At 61.3% G+C, this 15,635-nt stretch carries 15 protein-coding genes; 12 read left to right on the top strand and 3 right to left on the bottom strand.

The genetic code is table 11. From position 1 onward, the window contains the following. Positions 1-13 precede the first annotated feature (13 nt). Entirely contained in the window at positions 14-1,201 is a 1,188-nt protein-coding gene (argE, locus tag P3G66_RS19360; protein ID WP_007731582.1) for an acetylornithine deacetylase, read from the bottom strand. Between the two features lie 111 nt (positions 1,202-1,312). On the opposite strand from argE, the gene P3G66_RS19365 reads away from it, so the two are divergent. The 5 genes from P3G66_RS19365 (at position 1,313) to P3G66_RS19385 (ending at position 5,546) form a co-directional block, all read left to right on the top strand. Further along, positions 1,313-2,380, top strand: a complete 1,068-nt coding sequence (locus P3G66_RS19365; protein WP_064073653.1) for an Lrp/AsnC family transcriptional regulator — start codon at positions 1,313-1,315, stop codon at positions 2,378-2,380. Between the two features lie 51 nt (positions 2,381-2,431). Continuing rightward, positions 2,432-2,992 (top strand): TIGR03086 family metal-binding protein, encoded by a 561-nt coding sequence (locus P3G66_RS19370; RefSeq protein ID WP_050656464.1) that lies wholly within the window; start codon positions 2,432-2,434, stop codon positions 2,990-2,992. A 51-nt stretch (positions 2,993-3,043) separates the two neighbouring features. Then, entirely contained in the window at positions 3,044-3,652 is a 609-nt protein-coding gene (locus P3G66_RS19375; protein ID WP_019746515.1) for a TetR/AcrR family transcriptional regulator, read from the top strand. Between the two features lies 1 nt (position 3,653). Beyond that, complete coding sequence (gluQRS, locus tag P3G66_RS19380; RefSeq protein ID WP_042447725.1) at positions 3,654-4,550, top strand: tRNA glutamyl-Q(34) synthetase GluQRS; 897 nt, start codon at positions 3,654-3,656, stop codon at positions 4,548-4,550. A 255-nt stretch (positions 4,551-4,805) separates the two neighbouring features. Then, positions 4,806-5,546: an EAL domain-containing protein gene (locus P3G66_RS19385; protein WP_003943863.1), complete on the top strand. Its 741-nt coding sequence runs from the start codon at positions 4,806-4,808 to the stop codon at positions 5,544-5,546. A gap of 28 nt (positions 5,547-5,574) precedes the next feature. On the opposite strand, the gene P3G66_RS19390 is transcribed toward P3G66_RS19385, so the two are convergent. Then, positions 5,575-6,228 carry a DUF4190 domain-containing protein gene (locus tag P3G66_RS19390; RefSeq protein WP_030535740.1) on the bottom strand — a complete coding sequence of 218 codons (654 nt, stop codon included), beginning with the start codon at positions 6,226-6,228 and terminating at the stop codon, positions 5,575-5,577. A gap of 130 nt (positions 6,229-6,358) precedes the next feature. Here P3G66_RS19390 and P3G66_RS31970 point away from each other — a divergent pair, with 130 nt between their 5' ends. The 3 genes from P3G66_RS31970 (at position 6,359) to P3G66_RS19405 (ending at position 8,907) form a co-directional block, all read left to right on the top strand. After that, positions 6,359-7,081 (top strand): RDD family protein, encoded by a 723-nt coding sequence (locus P3G66_RS31970; RefSeq protein WP_064073552.1) that lies wholly within the window; start codon positions 6,359-6,361, stop codon positions 7,079-7,081. 8 nt (positions 7,082-7,089) lie between these two features. Then, the gene (locus P3G66_RS19400) at positions 7,090-8,055 is read left to right on the top strand and encodes a hypothetical protein (protein WP_223304518.1); all 966 of its coding nucleotides are present in this window, start codon (positions 7,090-7,092) and stop codon (positions 8,053-8,055) included. 117 nt (positions 8,056-8,172) lie between these two features. Next, positions 8,173-8,907, top strand: coding sequence for a queuosine precursor transporter (locus P3G66_RS19405; protein ID WP_030535741.1), 735 nt, complete (start codon positions 8,173-8,175; stop codon positions 8,905-8,907). On the opposite strand, the gene tgt is transcribed toward P3G66_RS19405, so the two are convergent. Then, complete coding sequence (gene tgt, locus P3G66_RS19410) at positions 8,898-10,187, bottom strand: tRNA guanosine(34) transglycosylase Tgt (protein WP_007731594.1); 1,290 nt, start codon at positions 10,185-10,187, stop codon at positions 8,898-8,900. The two genes, P3G66_RS19405 and tgt, sit on opposite strands and share 10 nt — an antisense overlap. Before the next feature lie 191 nt (positions 10,188-10,378). On the opposite strand from tgt, the gene P3G66_RS19415 reads away from it, so the two are divergent. From P3G66_RS19415 to P3G66_RS19430, 4 genes are all read left to right on the top strand, one after another. Next, positions 10,379-11,170: an enoyl-CoA hydratase-related protein gene (locus tag P3G66_RS19415; protein WP_064112125.1), complete on the top strand. Its 792-nt coding sequence runs from the start codon at positions 10,379-10,381 to the stop codon at positions 11,168-11,170. A 26-nt stretch (positions 11,171-11,196) separates the two neighbouring features. Next, a complete protein-coding gene (locus P3G66_RS19420; protein WP_007731596.1) occupies positions 11,197-12,168 on the top strand; it encodes an ABC transporter substrate-binding protein in 972 nt (323 codons plus the stop codon). Between the two features lie 119 nt (positions 12,169-12,287). Next, positions 12,288-14,624 (top strand): CoA transferase, encoded by a 2,337-nt coding sequence (locus P3G66_RS19425; RefSeq protein WP_230359430.1) that lies wholly within the window; start codon positions 12,288-12,290, stop codon positions 14,622-14,624. 50 nt (positions 14,625-14,674) lie between these two features. After that, the gene (locus P3G66_RS19430; protein ID WP_007731598.1) at positions 14,675-15,622 is read left to right on the top strand and encodes a zinc-binding alcohol dehydrogenase family protein; all 948 of its coding nucleotides are present in this window, start codon (positions 14,675-14,677) and stop codon (positions 15,620-15,622) included. Positions 15,623-15,635 lie beyond the last annotated feature (13 nt).

Below are 15,635 nucleotides of genomic sequence, written 5' to 3' on the forward strand. Positions count from 1 at the left end.
GGGTCAGGGTGGGTCAGGCGCGGGCGTGAGCGATGACGTTCCGAACGAACTGCTCGCACTGTGCCAATTGGTCAAGTGTCACGTACTCGTCAGGTGCATGCGCCTGAGTGATGCTTCCCGGCCCACACACGACAGTGGGGATACCGATAGTCGCGAACATCCCGGCCTCGGTGGCGTACGCGACCTTTTCGTCCGAGGCCCGACCACCCCATTGTTCGACCAGTGCGGCCGCCGAAGCATTCGCATCCGTCTCCAGGGGAGGGACCGAGGCCGACACGTGCATCGTCACGGAGGCTGACGGGTTTTCTTCCCGCATCAGGTTCTCGATCCGATTCGTCTCGGCGGCAAAGCGTTCGAGCAAATCTGCGGCGCCAGCTGAGCTGATGCTCCTGAACTCGAAAGTGATGGAGCAATCCTCGGGGACAGTGTTCACTGCGATCCCGCCGGATACGAGATTGACCGAACACGTCGTCCAGGCCACGTCGAATGCGTCGTCGTACGGGCCGGACGCACGGAGTTCGTCGGCCGCGCTTCTGACGAATCGAATCAACTCGGCGCCGTATTCGATCGCGTTGACTCCTTGCGGAGTGAGCGACGAGTGCGCCGAAACACCATGCAGATCAACACGTATGACGTTCATCGACTTGTGTGCGCGAATGACCCGCATCTCCGACGGCTCTCCGACGACGCACACATCAGGGCGCAGGTTCCGGGAAACAACCTCCTCGACCAACCCGGCCGCACCGATGCAGCCGACTTCCTCGTCGTAGGAGAATGCAAAGTGAATCGGCTTCGCCAGCGGCCGAGCAACGATGTCGGGGATCGCAGCGACGACGATCCCGATGAACGACTTCATGTCGCACGTGCCACGTCCGTACAGGCTTCCGTCGCGAACGTCGGGCGTGAAAGGCTCGCTACTCCAGTCTTGATCGTCGACCGGCACTACGTCTGTATGGCCGGAGAACATCACGCCGCCGGCAGTACTTCCGTCAGGAGGAGTGAACGTTGCCAACAAGTTGAGCTTCGTTCCCTCGTCATCGGCAACAAGTACCGGCTCGACCCCATGGCGACGTAGTTCCGCCGCAATGAGATCGATCAACGGTCGATTGCTCACGGCACTCGTCGTATCGATTCCGATGAGGCGTTGCACCCACTCGAGGCTTCTCTCGGTCGGAACAGCGGGCAACGTGGTCGATGACATCTGGTTTCTCCTTTCACAGCATGAACGCGGTGGGCACTCGCCACCGCGTTCTGCCCTTCGAGCATGAATGAAGTGATCCCAGACACAATGAAGATGCACGATACTTGCACCATGATCGAAGAAACGCAGGATTCCGCCGTACTGGACGACGTCGACCTCGCCCTGATCAATTGCCTGCAACTCGACCCGCGAGCGTCGTGGCGCACGGTTGGCGACGCGCTCAAAGTGGATCCGGTTACCGTGGCTCGCCGCTGGCAGCGGTTACAGGATTCCGGCACCGCCTGGGTCTCTGCCAGGGCAACCGGCCATGGCCGTCCGGAGTCGTGTCTGGCTTTTGTCGAAGTCGACTGCACGACTTCGAACGCGTTGACGATTGCAGAACGACTTGCCCGCTGGCCGCACGTACTGAGCGTCGAACACACAAGCGGCCCAGGCGACTTGACACTTCTCGTCGAGGTCAGAGACATGGCTTTCCTGTCGCGCTTCCTGCTTCGGTCGCTCGCGTCGGTACCCGGGATCGTCAGTTCGCGTGCACACCTCGTCACCGAGGTCTTCGCGATCGGAGACGACTGGAAATTGCAGGTACTCGATGCCGCGCAGCGAGCGACGATGACAGACCGGCCTGTGCGATACAAATACGCGCCGACGGATCAGCGCCATCACGGGAAGACGTTCGACGCTGTCGACCGCCAATTGATATTGAAACTGGGTGAGGACGGTCGATCGTCGATTGCCGAGCTCACGGTCGGTACCGGCCTCAGCGAAAGTACGGTCAGGCGGCGACTTGCCGAATTGACGTCGCGCAACCAGATCGTGTTCCGCTGCGACGTGTCTCTGCCACTGTCCGGCTGGCCCCTCGTGACCTGGGTGTGGGGATATGTCGATCCCACGGACCGGTCGACGATTCGTGCCCTGGTGGAGCGAGTGCCGGGAACGCGGGTGTGCATGCGGATATCCGGTGGACGCGCCAACACACTGCTCGCGATCGCCGCACACTCCCTTCGCGAAACTCCCATTACCGAAGTACAACTCGCACAAGAGGCACCGGGCCTGGTGGTGCTGAACAGGTCAGTGGTGCTGCGATCGATGAAGAGGGTGGGCCGACTTCTCGACGACGAGGGCAAGAGTGCCGGGGTCGTACCGATGGACATCTGGGCGGAAGCCCCGGAGATCGAGTGAATGTCCGAAATAATCAATCACGATGCGCTGTGGCGGTGAAGGATTGTTGTCATGACTTCAACAGAGATCTCCCCCGCCCAGCGTTATCGGGATCTGGCTGCCGGATTCACGGCCCGGATCGACGCCGTACCCGCCGACCGCTGGGACGACGATTCCCCCTGCGAGGGCTGGACCGCCCGCGACGTGGTGAGACACGTGCTCGACAGCGAACGAGACATGGTCAAGGTAGTCGGCCTGGAATTGGCACCCGGTCCGTCGGTCGACGACGACCCGTCGGCAGCCTGGGCGGCCGTCCGCAATTCGATGCAGGAAATTCTGGACGATCCGGCAAAGTCCACCCTGGAATACGACGGACACTTCGGCAGGACCAACCTCGGGGCCACGGTCGAGGGGTTCTTGTGTTTCGATCTGGTCATCCACGGTTGGGACCTCGCGGCCGCAACCGGCACCGATACGACGATGCGAGACGCGGACGTGGAGTGGGTGTCGGAGATCGCCGCGGGCCTGGGCGAGTCGATCCGCATGAGCGGTGTGTGCGGCCCGGAAATACAGGTTCCGGACAACGCTGACAAAGCGACGAAACTCCTTGCCTTCCTCGGCCGGAAGGCGTGAAAAAGCACCCCTGACGTGGGCATTACTTCCATACGCATGTAATGTCGCGGTATGCCGGAACGCCGAAAATCCTCCACGAGTCCAGACCTGCTTGCGGCGGCATTGTTCGATGTCGCCGCGGAATCCGGACTGGAAAATGCCAGCGTTCGCGAGGTCGCAAAACGGGCGGGTGTCTCGATCGGCGCAGTGCAACATCATTTCTCGACCAAGGACGAGATGTTCGCATTCGCACTGCGAACACTCGTCGATCGATTGTTGACGCGACTGGCCGAATCGTCCGCCGACGCAGACCCGCATACCGCCCTGTTCCAGGCGCTCTCGCAACTCCTGCCCCTCGACGAGCAACGCACGCGTGAGGCGCATGTGCTCGCCGCGTTTGCCGTGCGCGCCGCAACCAGTGAGTCACTCTCCGAAATTCGCCGGACAACCCTGTTCACAATCCGCACCGGCATCTCGACAGTTCTGATCGGCATCGGAACTCCGGAAGCGGAAACCAGAGCGGCACTTCTGCTTTCAACCGTCAATGGATTGGCACTCGACGCACTCGGAAGCCCCGCCATGTATCCGCCGCAGTACCTCGATCACGCTTTGGAAACCCAGATCCGCCTCACCCTGCACGACGCCGAGAACCCGCTCGCCTCCGTCGGGCTCGCCAGCTGACGTGGAAGGAGCAGGACGCTTCGCGCCGAGTCCGTCCGGCGATCTCCATCTGGGAAACCTCCGGACTGCCCTCCTGGCCTGGCTGTTCGCCCGCACCAGCGGGCGCGACTTCCTCATTCGGGTAGAGGATCTCGACCGTGTCCGCCCCGGCGCGATGGAACGACAACTCGACGATCTGCGCAGGCTCGGCCTCACGTGGGACGGCCCAGTCGTATTGCAGTCACACCGTCTTCCCTTGTACCACAAGGCTATCGACCAATTGCGCGAGCGTGACCTGACCTATCCCTGCTTCTGCACACGCAAGGAGATCCTGCAGGCACCGTCAGCGCCCCATGCTCCAGACGGCGCCTACCCCGGCACGTGTCGGAACCTTTCGGAGGCCGAACGCGCCGAGAAATCGGCAAGTGGCCGATCTCCCGCGCTGAGGCTACGGGCCGGCATCGACTCGTTCACCGTCCATGACGAACTGTTCGGCGAGGTGACGGGACCAGTCGACGACGTCGTCCTGCTCCGCGGAGACGGGGTGCCCGCTTACAACCTTGCCGTTGTCGTCGACGACGGTGCACAGAACATCGACCAGGTGGTTCGCGGCGACGACCTCCTGACCTCGGCTCCACGTCAGGCATACCTTGCCCAGCTGCTCGACATCGAACCACCGTCGTACGCCCACGTTCCTCTTGCCTTGAACAGTGAAGGCAAGCGACTCGCGAAGCGCGACGGCGCAGTGACTCTGGCAGATCAACTCGAGGCCGGACGCAGTACCGAGCAGGTTCTGACGATGATCGCGTCGAGCATCGGTCTCGCCGAACCCGGCGAGGTTGTCACACCACCCCAATTGGCGGATCGATTCGACTCTCGCAAGATCCCCCGGACCCCGTGGATTTTCCCGGCGAAGTAAGTGACGTATCAATCGGTGCCTCGTCGGAACAAAACTACGATTGTCCGATATGACAAAGCCGTCCGCAATAGCTATTCGTTGGCAATTCTCGAATAGTGAAGTACGGTCGAGACTGGCGAAGGAAATTCAGGGCGAGTTGTTCCTGCAAAACCACGCCCGGGATCTGAACCTGGAATCCGACCACAGTACCCACTTGCAGCATCCACGCTGACACGCACGTGCGGCACGGGCGACTCAGGACGAAAAGGAATACGCATGGTCCGCGAGCTTCGCGAGGCACTCGACGACCATCAATTCGAGGTGTTGTATCAACCCCAGGTCAATCTGAACTCGTCAGCAATTATCAGCTATGAAGCTCTTTTGCGTTGGCGCCATCCGCTGCGAGGGTTGATCGAACCTCAAGATTTCATGCGCTCCGCCGAATCCTCTGGGCTCATCATTCCCATCGGGCTACAAGCTCTGGAAATGATTTGTGCCCAAACAGCGTCGTGGCCTGAGCACATGATGGTCGCGGTCAACTTTTCGCCTCGCCAACTCGCTACCCCGCACGCCGCTCACGAGATCCTCGGAGCGCTCGACAGTTCACAAACGCCACTGAGCAGAATAATCGTGGAAGTCACCGAGCTCGGCGTCGTAGGCCGGCATGCCGCCGAGACTCTTCACGTCTTGCACAACGAGGGAATTCGAATCGCGCTGGATGATTTCGGGGCGGGCTTCGCGTCCTTCTCCGCATTGTCGGAATTGCCGCTCGATATTCTCAAGATCGACCAATCCTTGACCTGGGCCGTCAGCGCAGCGGGTCGTGCTGGAGACCGCGCCTTCATGGTCATGGAGTCCATCGCCGACATCGCTCGGAAGCTAGGGCTTGATTCGATCGCAGAGGGCGTCGAAACCGCGGAACACGCAGCCAACGTCTTGCGGGCCGGCTGCGACATGGGCCAGGGCTATTACTTCGGCAAGCCACTTCCTGCGTCGTCCGTCGTCACTCCCGTGTGAGCGCTCGCCACTTCAGCACGACGGCACTTCAGTACGACGACGATGCACTCGCTATGAGTGCGACTACGAGAATCACGGCAAAAATTGCCAAGAAGGCCGCGCCGACCGCAATTCCGGCTATCGCAAGCCCGCGCCCCTGTTGACCTGTCTGCTTGATCTGATTGAGCGCGACAATTCCCAGAATGATTCCGACGATTCCGCCGAGACTGTAGAAGCAACCACCCGCAAGCGATACAACCAGCGATGCAATTGCGAGACCATTGGTGCCGACCGGCTGCATCGGCGGTGCGTACCCACCCGCGAATTGATTCGGTTGACCGTACGGGTTCGGAGGTTGGCCGTACTGAGGCTGTCCGTATTGAGCCTGTCCGTATTGTCCGGGTTGCTGATATTGATTCTGCTGATATTGATTCTGCGGTCCGAAATTCTGCGGCGGCAGGTACGGGTTCGGTTCACCGATTCCGCCCGGCTGGGGGTTATTACCGGGCGGGTTGTACGACGGCGGTGGATAACCCGGGTACTGCTCGTTGGGAGTGGTATATCCGGGAACTTCAGGTGAAGACTGCGTTTCGGACGGGGACACGCCGTACCCCTCAGGAGGCAGGCTCGGAAATTCTCCGTACCCAGGTTTTGCCTGGTAATCGCTCGAAGAATCGTCGTTGTTGCCCCCGGAACTCGTCATACAACTCAGCCTAAACCACAGGTGACCTCCGAATCCAAGTGAGCAGATGTCATCCACATCGCTCTTTGATCCCAGTAGGGTCATATCCACTGTCACACTCGAGCGCGATATTTACGACTGAGGGGAACACATGACAACCGGTGGGTACGACCCCAACCAGAATCCAGAAGGCGGGAAGCAATTCCCACCCCAGGATCCATATGGCCAGCAGGGAACACCTCCTCCCGGAAGTTACCCACCACCCGCAGGCCCCCCGCAGGGCGGTAGCTACCCGCCGCCTCCACAGGGCGGAAACTTCCCGCCCCCTCAGGGTGGCAACTACCCGCCTCCCGGTGGATACCCGCCGCCGCCCCAGGGCGGAAACTTCCCGCCGCCTCCGCAGTTCAACGACCAAGGTGCGTACGGCGGAGGAAACCGGCTGCCTTCGGGTGCTCAGCCGGGCGATCTGTGGATTCGACTCGGTGCCCGCATCATCGACGGCATCATCGTCGGCGTCATCGCCGCGATTCTGGCTCTATTGGTCAGTGACTCCGACAGCTTGATTCTGGTCTCGGGACTGTTCTCGGGAATTCTGACCTTCGCTTACTTCATCGCAATGGAAGTAACGCAGGGTCGGACTTTGGGAAAGATGATTCTGGGCCTTTCAGTACACGGTCCGGGTGGCGCACCTCGCCCCTCCGTCCAGCAGTCTGCGATTCGCAACGCCTTCACGTTGCTCTCGATCATTCCGATCATCGGCGGAATCCTCGCGTTGGTCGCCTACATCGTCATCGCGGTCACGATCAACAACAGCCCCACCAAGCAGGGCAAGCATGACGAGCTCGCTGGTGGAACTCAGGTAGTCAAGGGTTAGGTGCGCATATGACAACCGGTGGGCACGACCCCAACCAGAATCCCGAGGACGGAAAGCAATTCCCGCCCCAGGATCCCTACGGCCAGCAGGGAACGCCTCCTCCTGGGAGCTATCCCCCGCCGGCGGGGCCTCCGCAGGGCGGAAGCTACCCGCCGCCTGGTGGATACCCCCCACCTCCTCAAGGTGGCAATTACCCGCCGCCAGGTGGATATCCGCCGCCTCCACAGGGTGGAAGCTATCCCCCTCCCGGTGGCAACTACCCACCGCCCGGTGGATACCCGCCACCTCCCGGAGGCGGCAACTTCCCACCGCCGCCCGCCAATGACTACGGCGCAGGATTCGGTGGACCGCAGCTTTCCGTGGGCGCCGCAATTACCTACGGCTGGAACAAGTTCAAAGACAACGCATTGGTTTGGATCGGAATCTCGATCATCGCGTTCTTGATCGCCGGACTGATCCAGGGCGCTTTCAACGGTTTCGACTACACCAATACCGAATTCAGCGCGCTGTCCATTGTGGGTGGATTGGTCACCGCTATCGTCGGCTACATCATCCAAGCCGCATTCCTTCGTGGAGCGTTGAGCGAATTGGATGGAATCAAGCCGGCTTTCGGCACCTTCTTCCAATTCACCAACATCGGCGCAGTTGTTCTCGGCGGTTTCCTGGTAGCAGTGGCAACTTACGTCGGTTTGGCTCTCTGCATCATTCCCGGCATCATCGCGGCGTTCCTGCTCTACTACACGCTGACCTTCATCGTGGACAAGAATCAGGATGCGATTTCGGGCATCAAATCGAGTTACGCGTTGACCTCGTCGAACGTCGGAACGTTGGTCCTGCTGGCGCTCGCTCTGATCGGTATCAACATCGTCGGTGCGCTGCTGTGTGGAATCGGTCTTCTGGTGACGGCGCCCGTCGCGTTGATCGCCAGCACCTACGCATACCGCGTGCTGACCGGCGGCCATGTAGCTGCCTGATCAGTTCGTTTGCATCACCGAAGGCCCTGCGGTTCCACGTGAAACCGCAGGGCCTTCGGTGTGTTCTGCGCAACTGGACGGTCGCCAACTCGCATCCGAGCGCCTTGTGGTGCTTGGATGACGGACGTGACAGCTCAGGATCAGCAAGACGAATCGACCCACGAAACCAAATTTGCGCACGTCAGCCGGGGTTATTACCCGACGATCGTCGCGCTCTTCACCGCAACGCTGCTGATCTCGAACGTGGCGGCGACCAAGGGGGTCGCCTTCTTTGCGGATTCCGACTTCTCGCTCGGTCCCTTGCAGATTCTGCCCATCATCACCGATGGTGGATTCTTCTTGTTCCCGCTCGCCTACGTCCTCGGTGACGTGCTCAGCGAGGTCTACGGCTTCAAAGCGACCCGACGCGCGATCTACCTGGGCTTCGGCGCACTGATTCTCGCCGCTGCGTGCTTCTGGATTGCAGTGCAACTCCCGTCGGCAGAGTTCTACGAGAACCAGGCCGCCCTCGAAACCGTGGTCGGTGTCATTCCCCGGCTACTGGTCGCGGGCTTGGCCGCCTACCTCGTCGGACAGCTACTGAACTCACTGGTTCTGGTCATGATGAAAAAGCGCATGCAGGAGAAGCATCTGTGGGCGCGACTGATCGGCTCGACCGTCGTCGGCGAATTCGCCGATACCCTCATCTTCTGTTCCATCGCGGCCGGTGTCATCGGCATCAGCACATGGGAAGACTTCATCAACTACGTGCTGGTCGGCTTCCTGTGGAAGACGCTTGTCGAGGTTCTGGTCATGCCGATCACCTACCGCGTCATCGCATACGTGAAGAAGCGCGAACCGACCTACGCCTGAGGTGCAGGCGTCTTCGCCGCGTAGAACTTTCCGAGCATGTCTGCCTTGAAGTCGTGGAAGTACCCACCTTCGATGCTGGCTCGGATGTCGTCGACCAACTTCACGGTGAATCGCTCGTTGTGGATGGTGCAAAGCGTCGACGCGAGCATTTCCTTCGCCTTGAAGAGGTGATGGATGTACGCGCGGGTGTAATTGGCGCACGTGTAGCAGTCGCACTCGTCGTCGATAGGCGTGAAGTCACGACGGAATCGGCTGGTGTTGATGTTGAACCTGCCGGAGCGGACGTAAATCGCAGCATTGCGAGCAACACGCGACGGGTTGACGCAGTCGAAAGTGTCCGCGCCGTTCTCGATTGCGACGAAGAAGTCGTCCGGTTCACTGATGCCGAGCATATGACGCGGCTTGTTCTCGGGTAGTTCCTCGTTACACCAACGCACGATCGTTCCGAGGTTCTGCTTCTCGAGGGCGCCGCCGATGCCGTAGCCGTCGAAGCCGTATCCGTTCTCGCCTTCGATCGACTCGAGTCCGCGGCAGGCTTGACGTCGCAGATCTTCGTACTGCGCGCCTTGGATCACGCCGAAGAGAGCCTGATAGGGCTTGTCAGCGCGTTCGGCGGTGAGCTTCTCGTGTTCATTGATACAGCGGATCGCCCACGCCTGCGTGCGCTCGACCGATCGCTCCTGATAGCCGCGGGTGTTGAGCAACGTGGTGAGCTCGTCGAACGCGAACATGATGTCGGCGCCGAGCTGATGCTGGATCTGCATCGACACCTCGGGGGTGAAGCGATGCTTACTGCCGTCGAGGTGCGATTTGAACGTCACGCCCTCGTCGTCGACTGTCGCGAGACGCTCCTTGCCCTTCGCGATGACGTCGTCGGACTGCACACCGACGGCCTCCATCGCGAGCACCTTCTTGAACCCGACACCAAGCGACATGACCTGGAAGCCGCCGCTGTCGGTGAAGGTGGGCCCGTCCCAGTTCATGAACTTGCCCAGCCCGCCGGCCTCGTCGACGATGTCGGGTCCCGGCTGCAAGTACAGGTGGTACGCATTGGCGAGCAACGACTGCGCACCGAGTTCCTTCATGGACTCGGGCAGCACGGCCTTGACCGTGGCCTTGGTTCCGACAGCCACGAACGACGGCGTCGCGATATCGCCGTGCGGTGTGTGGATGGTTCCGGTTCGTCCGAGCCGGTCCTCGAGCCTGGTCCCTATCGTGAAAATCGACTCGGGACGCTTGTCGACGGAGGGCGCGGGCGGTGTCGGTACTGCAGAAGTCACGGGCTCAATCCTGTCACAGGAGCAAATATCGCCGTGATCACAGCGAAGAAAGTTCCTACGCGATCAGCATCCGCATTGGTCTACTGACCGAACCCGAGCGGTACCGCCGCGTGAGGGTCCCCACCATACTTCCCACTACACATCCCCCGGCTCGACCGGTTTACCCCGCCAACCCGCTGACAGGAGCTCACTTGACAAGACAGACCGGCCAGACCTACAACTTCGTCACCGTCGAGGTCACAGACTCGATTGCCACCGTGACTATCGACAAACCTCCAGCCAACGCATTCAACCCCAGCATGATCGCCGAGCTTCTGGAGATACTGCCGGTACTCGCGTCGGACCAGACCGTCCGCGTCATTGTCGTGACGGGCACTGGACGGTTCTTCGTCGCCGGTGCGGACATCACCGTGATGCGCGAGCTGACGGAAGAAACTCAGCGCGCGATGCGCCCGTGGGTCGACGTACAGCGGATCCTCGAGTCGGCTCCCAAACCTGTCGTCGCGAAGATCAACGGGCACGCACTCGGCGGCGGAGCAGAACTGACGTTGGCCTGCGACTTCCGCATCATGGCGCAGTCGGCGACCATCGGCTTCCCCGAGATCGGACTTGGGCTTTTTCCGGGTGCCGGTGGCAGCCAGCGACTTCCACGCCTCATCGGGGCTCACCGAGCCAAAGTGCTCATGATCGAAGGCAAGCGCCTCAGCGCCGAGCATGCACTCGATATCGGCCTGGTCGACACCGTCGTTGCGGACGCCGACCTCGATGCGCATTGCGCTGACCTCGCACGCGAACTCGCGACGAAACCCACTGCCACCATCGGAATGATCAAACGCATTGTCGACGAGGGCATGTCGTTGCCGCTCGATCAAGCGCTGGATCTCGAATTCGAGGCAGTGCTCGACCTGATCAAGACGGACGACGCTGCTGAGGGACTTCAGTCATTCCTCGACAAGCGGTCCCCCACCTTCACGGGACGCTGACAGCTCCCATTTACCGAGAGGCCATCATGCTCAACAAATTTCAGAAGAAATGGGTGGGCGCAGTCGCTTCTCTCGCCGCCCTGACGATCGCGGTCAGCGGATGCACCCGGCCCGCTACCGACAACTCCGCGGAAAGTGGTGGCCTGGTACGGATCGCGGTGGGTGTAGACCCGTCGTACGCCCCGATTTTCCTGGCCGACCACGAGGGCATGTTCGAGGCCGCCGGCCTCGACGTCCAGGTCATCCAGACGGAAGGCGGGGCGGCGGGCGCCCAGAACGTCGTAGCCGGAACTTCGGAACTCTCCGGCAATGCCGACTCGACGGCACTGTCCGTCATGGCCGCCAATCCGAGCCTGCGGGCGCTGGGCGTATTTCAGGAATCCGACCGATACTTCCAGGTTGTACTGAGGAATGGCGTCGAGCCGAAGTCGATCAAGACCATGGGCGTCTTCCCCGGCATCGGCCTCTACTTCACGAACCAGTACCTGGCCAGTCTCGGCATCGACCCCACGACGGTCACACTCGTGAGCACAAGCCCGCCCGAACAGCCTGCTTTGCTGGCGCGCGGTGACATCGACGGCTTCCTGTCCTTCGACCCCTGGGTGACGCAGAGTGTCAATACCGGCGGGCGCGTTGTTGCCACGACCGGCGACTTCGGCGCCAAGTACGCCCAATGGATCATCGCTTCGGACAACTGGTTGTCCGCGAACGAAGAAACCGCAGGCAAGGTGTTCAAGGTGATCTCGGAAGCGTCGGCAATCGTGAACTCGGATCCGGATCGGGCTGCAACCGCAATTGCCGCGTCTATCCAGATGGACCCGGCCGAGGCCGCAGACCGGGTGACCCAAATCGATTTCGGTGGACGCGGATTCACCGAGGACGACGTGGAGCGCGCAAACGAACTTGTTGCATTCTTCCGCGAGCAGGGCAAGATCTCCGCGGACATCGATCCGTCCGCTGTCCTCCTCTCGGGATGGTTCGAGCAGAACGCCGCCTGAGCGGAGAGTGAGAACGGGTCCGGTGGGCAGACCGAAATCATGTCGCCCACCGGCCCGCAGAACTACGTTCGACTCCAGTCGGTTCGGCGATATCTTTCGATTGAAACGGAGTAGTTGTGGTGCATCCCCCGGTACGGGTCGTAGAGATTTCCAGTCCGTTTGCGCGATTCGCCGGGCGCATCCTGGTCGGGCTGGGTTTCGAGGTCATTCTGGTAGAACCACCCACCGGTGACCCCAGTCGCACCGAGTCCCAGGGTGATTCGTACTTGCATTGGCATGCGGGCAAGAAGTCCGTTGTCCTCGATATCGACGACAGCAACGATCGCCTCGCTTTCGAAGCACTGCTGCGCAGTGCCGACGTCCTGCTCGACGGCAGCGCGACCGGCGCTCTACGCGACAACCGAGGATCTCTCGTTCACGTACGAGTGACACCCTTCGGCACAACCGGACCGCGAAGTGACTGGAAGGCAACAAATCTGACCGTCGCGGCACTCGGCGGGATGATGGCCCAGGTCGGCGATCCCGAGCACCCTCCACTGCTGCTCCCCGAACTCCAGGCTGAGCAGCTCGCCGGAATCAATGCCGCAATCGGCGTGCTTCTCGGACTGCGTTCGCGATCCAAGGGCCACAACCCGTTGCTGGAGATCAGCGCTCAGGAATGTGTTGCCGCCGCGCTGGAAGCGGGCACTCTTGCCTACATTCACGAGGACCGCGTACCACCGCGTCCGGGCCGGGTACATCCGCTCGTTCCGCACGGACTGTTCCAGGCCGCCGACGGTTATGTCGGTGGCGGCCTCGGCGGTAGCCCCCGCATGTGGGACGGCATGTTGGCCTGGCTGATCGACAACGATGCTCAGGACGATCTCGATCAACCGGAGTGGTCCGACGCGGTCTACCGAAAGACGCATCAGGAACACATTTTCGACGTTCTGTCCGCCTTCATCGCGAAGTGGCCGAAGGAAGAATTCGCGGTCAGCGCGCAGTCACGCAAGTTGCCGTGGGCAGCGGTCGACCGGCCCGAAGAACTGCTGCGTAACCCGCAACTCAACGACCGGGACTTCTTCACCGACGTGACCGGAGATCACGGTACCTACCGCGATCTCGGGTTCGGCTTCGCTTTCCCCGAAGGCCGGCGCATCGGAACGCTCGAGGCTGCCCGGTTGGGCCAGCATCAGGAACTCTTGAAGGCCACCTCGCCTGTGGCAGTGAACGAAACCCACGAGTTCAGCGGTGGCAGCACGCCCAGCCTCGAAGGTGTCCGCGTCCTGGATCTCACGTGGGTGTTGGCGGGCCCGTACGGCACCAGAATCCTTGCCGACCACGGTGCCGATGTCATCAAGGTCGAATCGATCGGACGCCCGGACCCGACTCGCTTTGCACCGTTCATGCATCTCTCGCGAGGACCGCACGACAATCCGAACACCAGCGGGTACTTCAACGACGTCAACCGCAACAAGCGCAGCATCACACTCGATACCCGATCCGCAGAGGGCCTTTCGGTACTGCGCGACCTGATCAGGAACTCCGACGTCGTGGTCGAGAATTTCAGCTCGTCGGTCATGGACAAGATGGGGCTCGGCTACGAACAACTCCGGGAGCTCAACCCGGACATCATCTACGTGTCGATGTCCGGGATGGGTCACACCGGTCCTCGCAAGGACTGGGTGTCGTATGCCGACATCGTTTCGGCAAGTACCGGTTTGACCGCACTGACCGGCTGGAACGCCGATGACGTTGTCGGAGTCATCTACGGCCATGGCGACATCGTCGCCGGACTGCAAGCCGGCGTCGCGATGCTGGCAGCCCTCGACTACCGCGACCGGACCGGCCGGGGACAGCACGTAGACCTGTCACAACTCGAAGCCATGGCAGCGCACATGGGTACCAGCGTTCTCCGAGCCGCCCGGTCACAGTCCCCCGATCCGATCGGCAACAGCCATCACGAACTGGCACCACACGGCGTGTACCCGTGCCTCGGCAGCGACCGGTGGTGCTCGATTGCCGTTCGCGATACCACGGAATGGAATGCATTGTGCCGCATCATCGAAGCAGAGAAATGGATCGGCAATCCTGACTTCGCGAGTGCAGAAAGCCGCCAAGCCGATCACGAACGTATCGACGACGCCATCGCCGACTGGACCAGGACTCTGTCACCCGAAACCGTCATGGAACGCTTGCAATCGGCGGGTATCGCGGCCGGCACCGTCCAGGACGGACGCGACCTGGTCGAGAGCGATCCACATCTTCGGGCACGCAGTTTCTATTCGGCACAGGAACATCCCCTCGCCGGAACATTCCTCCACGAAGGCATCCCCGTTCGCCGGAACTCCGAACCCGGCTCGATCCGACGCGCTGCGCCGGTGCTGGGCGCGGACACCGACGACGTCCTCGAGTCGGTGCTCGGATACAGCGACGAACTGATCGCCGGACTTCGCGACCAGTCGATCCTGTCCTGACCGCACTCATATTCAGTACATCCATTCACAGATCGCTACTAGGAGACACAATGCGCGCGGCCCGACTCCATCAGTTCGGCACTTCACCGGTCATCGACGACATCGACATTCCCACACGTGAATCCGGTCAGACGCTCGTGCGCATCGACGCTGCCGCGCTCGGCCATCTCGACATCACCGTCGCGAGCGGAAACTTCGGAGTCAAGCCGAACCTGCCACATATCGGTGGAACAGACGGAGCGGCGACGGTAATCGAATCCGACACCTATGAGCCTGGCACCCGCCTTCTGGTCCGAGGCGGCGGAGTCGGACTGTTCAAGAACGGTTGCTGGGCTGAGTATCTGGTAGCGGCAGACAAGGCGTTCACACCCTTTGATCCCGCACTGTCGCCGGCCGTCGCCGCAACCTTCTTCCTGCCCAGCACAACCGGCTATGTTGCCGTCAACGACATTGCAGCCGTCGCTCCCGGCGAACGAGTTGTTGTCGCCGGAGCATCCGGCGCTGTCGGATCGATGGCAGCACAGTTCGCTCTGCTTGCCGGAGCGTCCGAGGTAATCGGTGTTGTACCGCGCGAAGATCAGGCTGCCTTGCTTCCGGAGGGTGTGCGTCCCGTCGTCGGGCAAGGCGACGAACTTGCCGGAGTGGTGGGATCCGAGCCTTCCGTCGACGCCGTGATCGACACGCTTGGCGGCGACGGCTTGCCGCACCTTCTGGCGAGTGTTGTCCCCGGTGGCCGGGCTGCCCTGATCGGATATACCTTGGGTAAGAGCCTCACCCTGGACTTGCCGAACTGGTTGCTCAGCGATGTCCGGATCCTGCCCGTCAACATGATTCGCAAGACTGCCCGGCAAGCCGAACTGGCACCTGAAATGATCCGGCTGCTCATCGAAGGCAAGATTTCCGTTGCAGTGCAGGAGTTTCCGCTGGATGACATCGCAACGGCACTGCAGTTGATGGGTGAGGGCAAGGTTGCCGGCCGGGCCGTCGTCGTACCCTGAGGGATACAATTAC

Origin of the sequence: Rhodococcus sp. C3V, from assembly GCF_029269915.1 — a bacterium.
GTDB classification, from domain to species: domain Bacteria; phylum Actinomycetota; class Actinomycetes; order Mycobacteriales; family Mycobacteriaceae; genus Rhodococcus_F; species Rhodococcus_F qingshengii.

Coding starts and splice junctions, on each gene's coding strand:
- argE (WP_007731582.1), bottom strand. CDS start 1,201: ATGTCATCGACCACGTTGCCCGCTGTTCCGACCGAGAGAAGCCTCGAG.
- P3G66_RS19365 (WP_064073653.1), top strand. CDS start 1,313: ATGATCGAAGAAACGCAGGATTCCGCCGTACTGGACGACGTCGACCTC.
- P3G66_RS19370 (WP_050656464.1), top strand. CDS start 2,432: ATGACTTCAACAGAGATCTCCCCCGCCCAGCGTTATCGGGATCTGGCT.
- P3G66_RS19375 (WP_019746515.1), top strand. CDS start 3,044: ATGCCGGAACGCCGAAAATCCTCCACGAGTCCAGACCTGCTTGCGGCG.
- P3G66_RS19385 (WP_003943863.1), top strand. CDS start 4,806: ATGGTCCGCGAGCTTCGCGAGGCACTCGACGACCATCAATTCGAGGTG.
- P3G66_RS19390 (WP_030535740.1), bottom strand. CDS start 6,228: ATGACGAGTTCCGGGGGCAACAACGACGATTCTTCGAGCGATTACCAG.
- P3G66_RS31970 (WP_064073552.1), top strand. CDS start 6,359: ATGACAACCGGTGGGTACGACCCCAACCAGAATCCAGAAGGCGGGAAG.
- P3G66_RS19400 (WP_223304518.1), top strand. CDS start 7,090: ATGACAACCGGTGGGCACGACCCCAACCAGAATCCCGAGGACGGAAAG.
- P3G66_RS19405 (WP_030535741.1), top strand. CDS start 8,173: ATGACGGACGTGACAGCTCAGGATCAGCAAGACGAATCGACCCACGAA.
- P3G66_RS19420 (WP_007731596.1), top strand. CDS start 11,197: ATGCTCAACAAATTTCAGAAGAAATGGGTGGGCGCAGTCGCTTCTCTC.
- P3G66_RS19430 (WP_007731598.1), top strand. CDS start 14,675: ATGCGCGCGGCCCGACTCCATCAGTTCGGCACTTCACCGGTCATCGAC.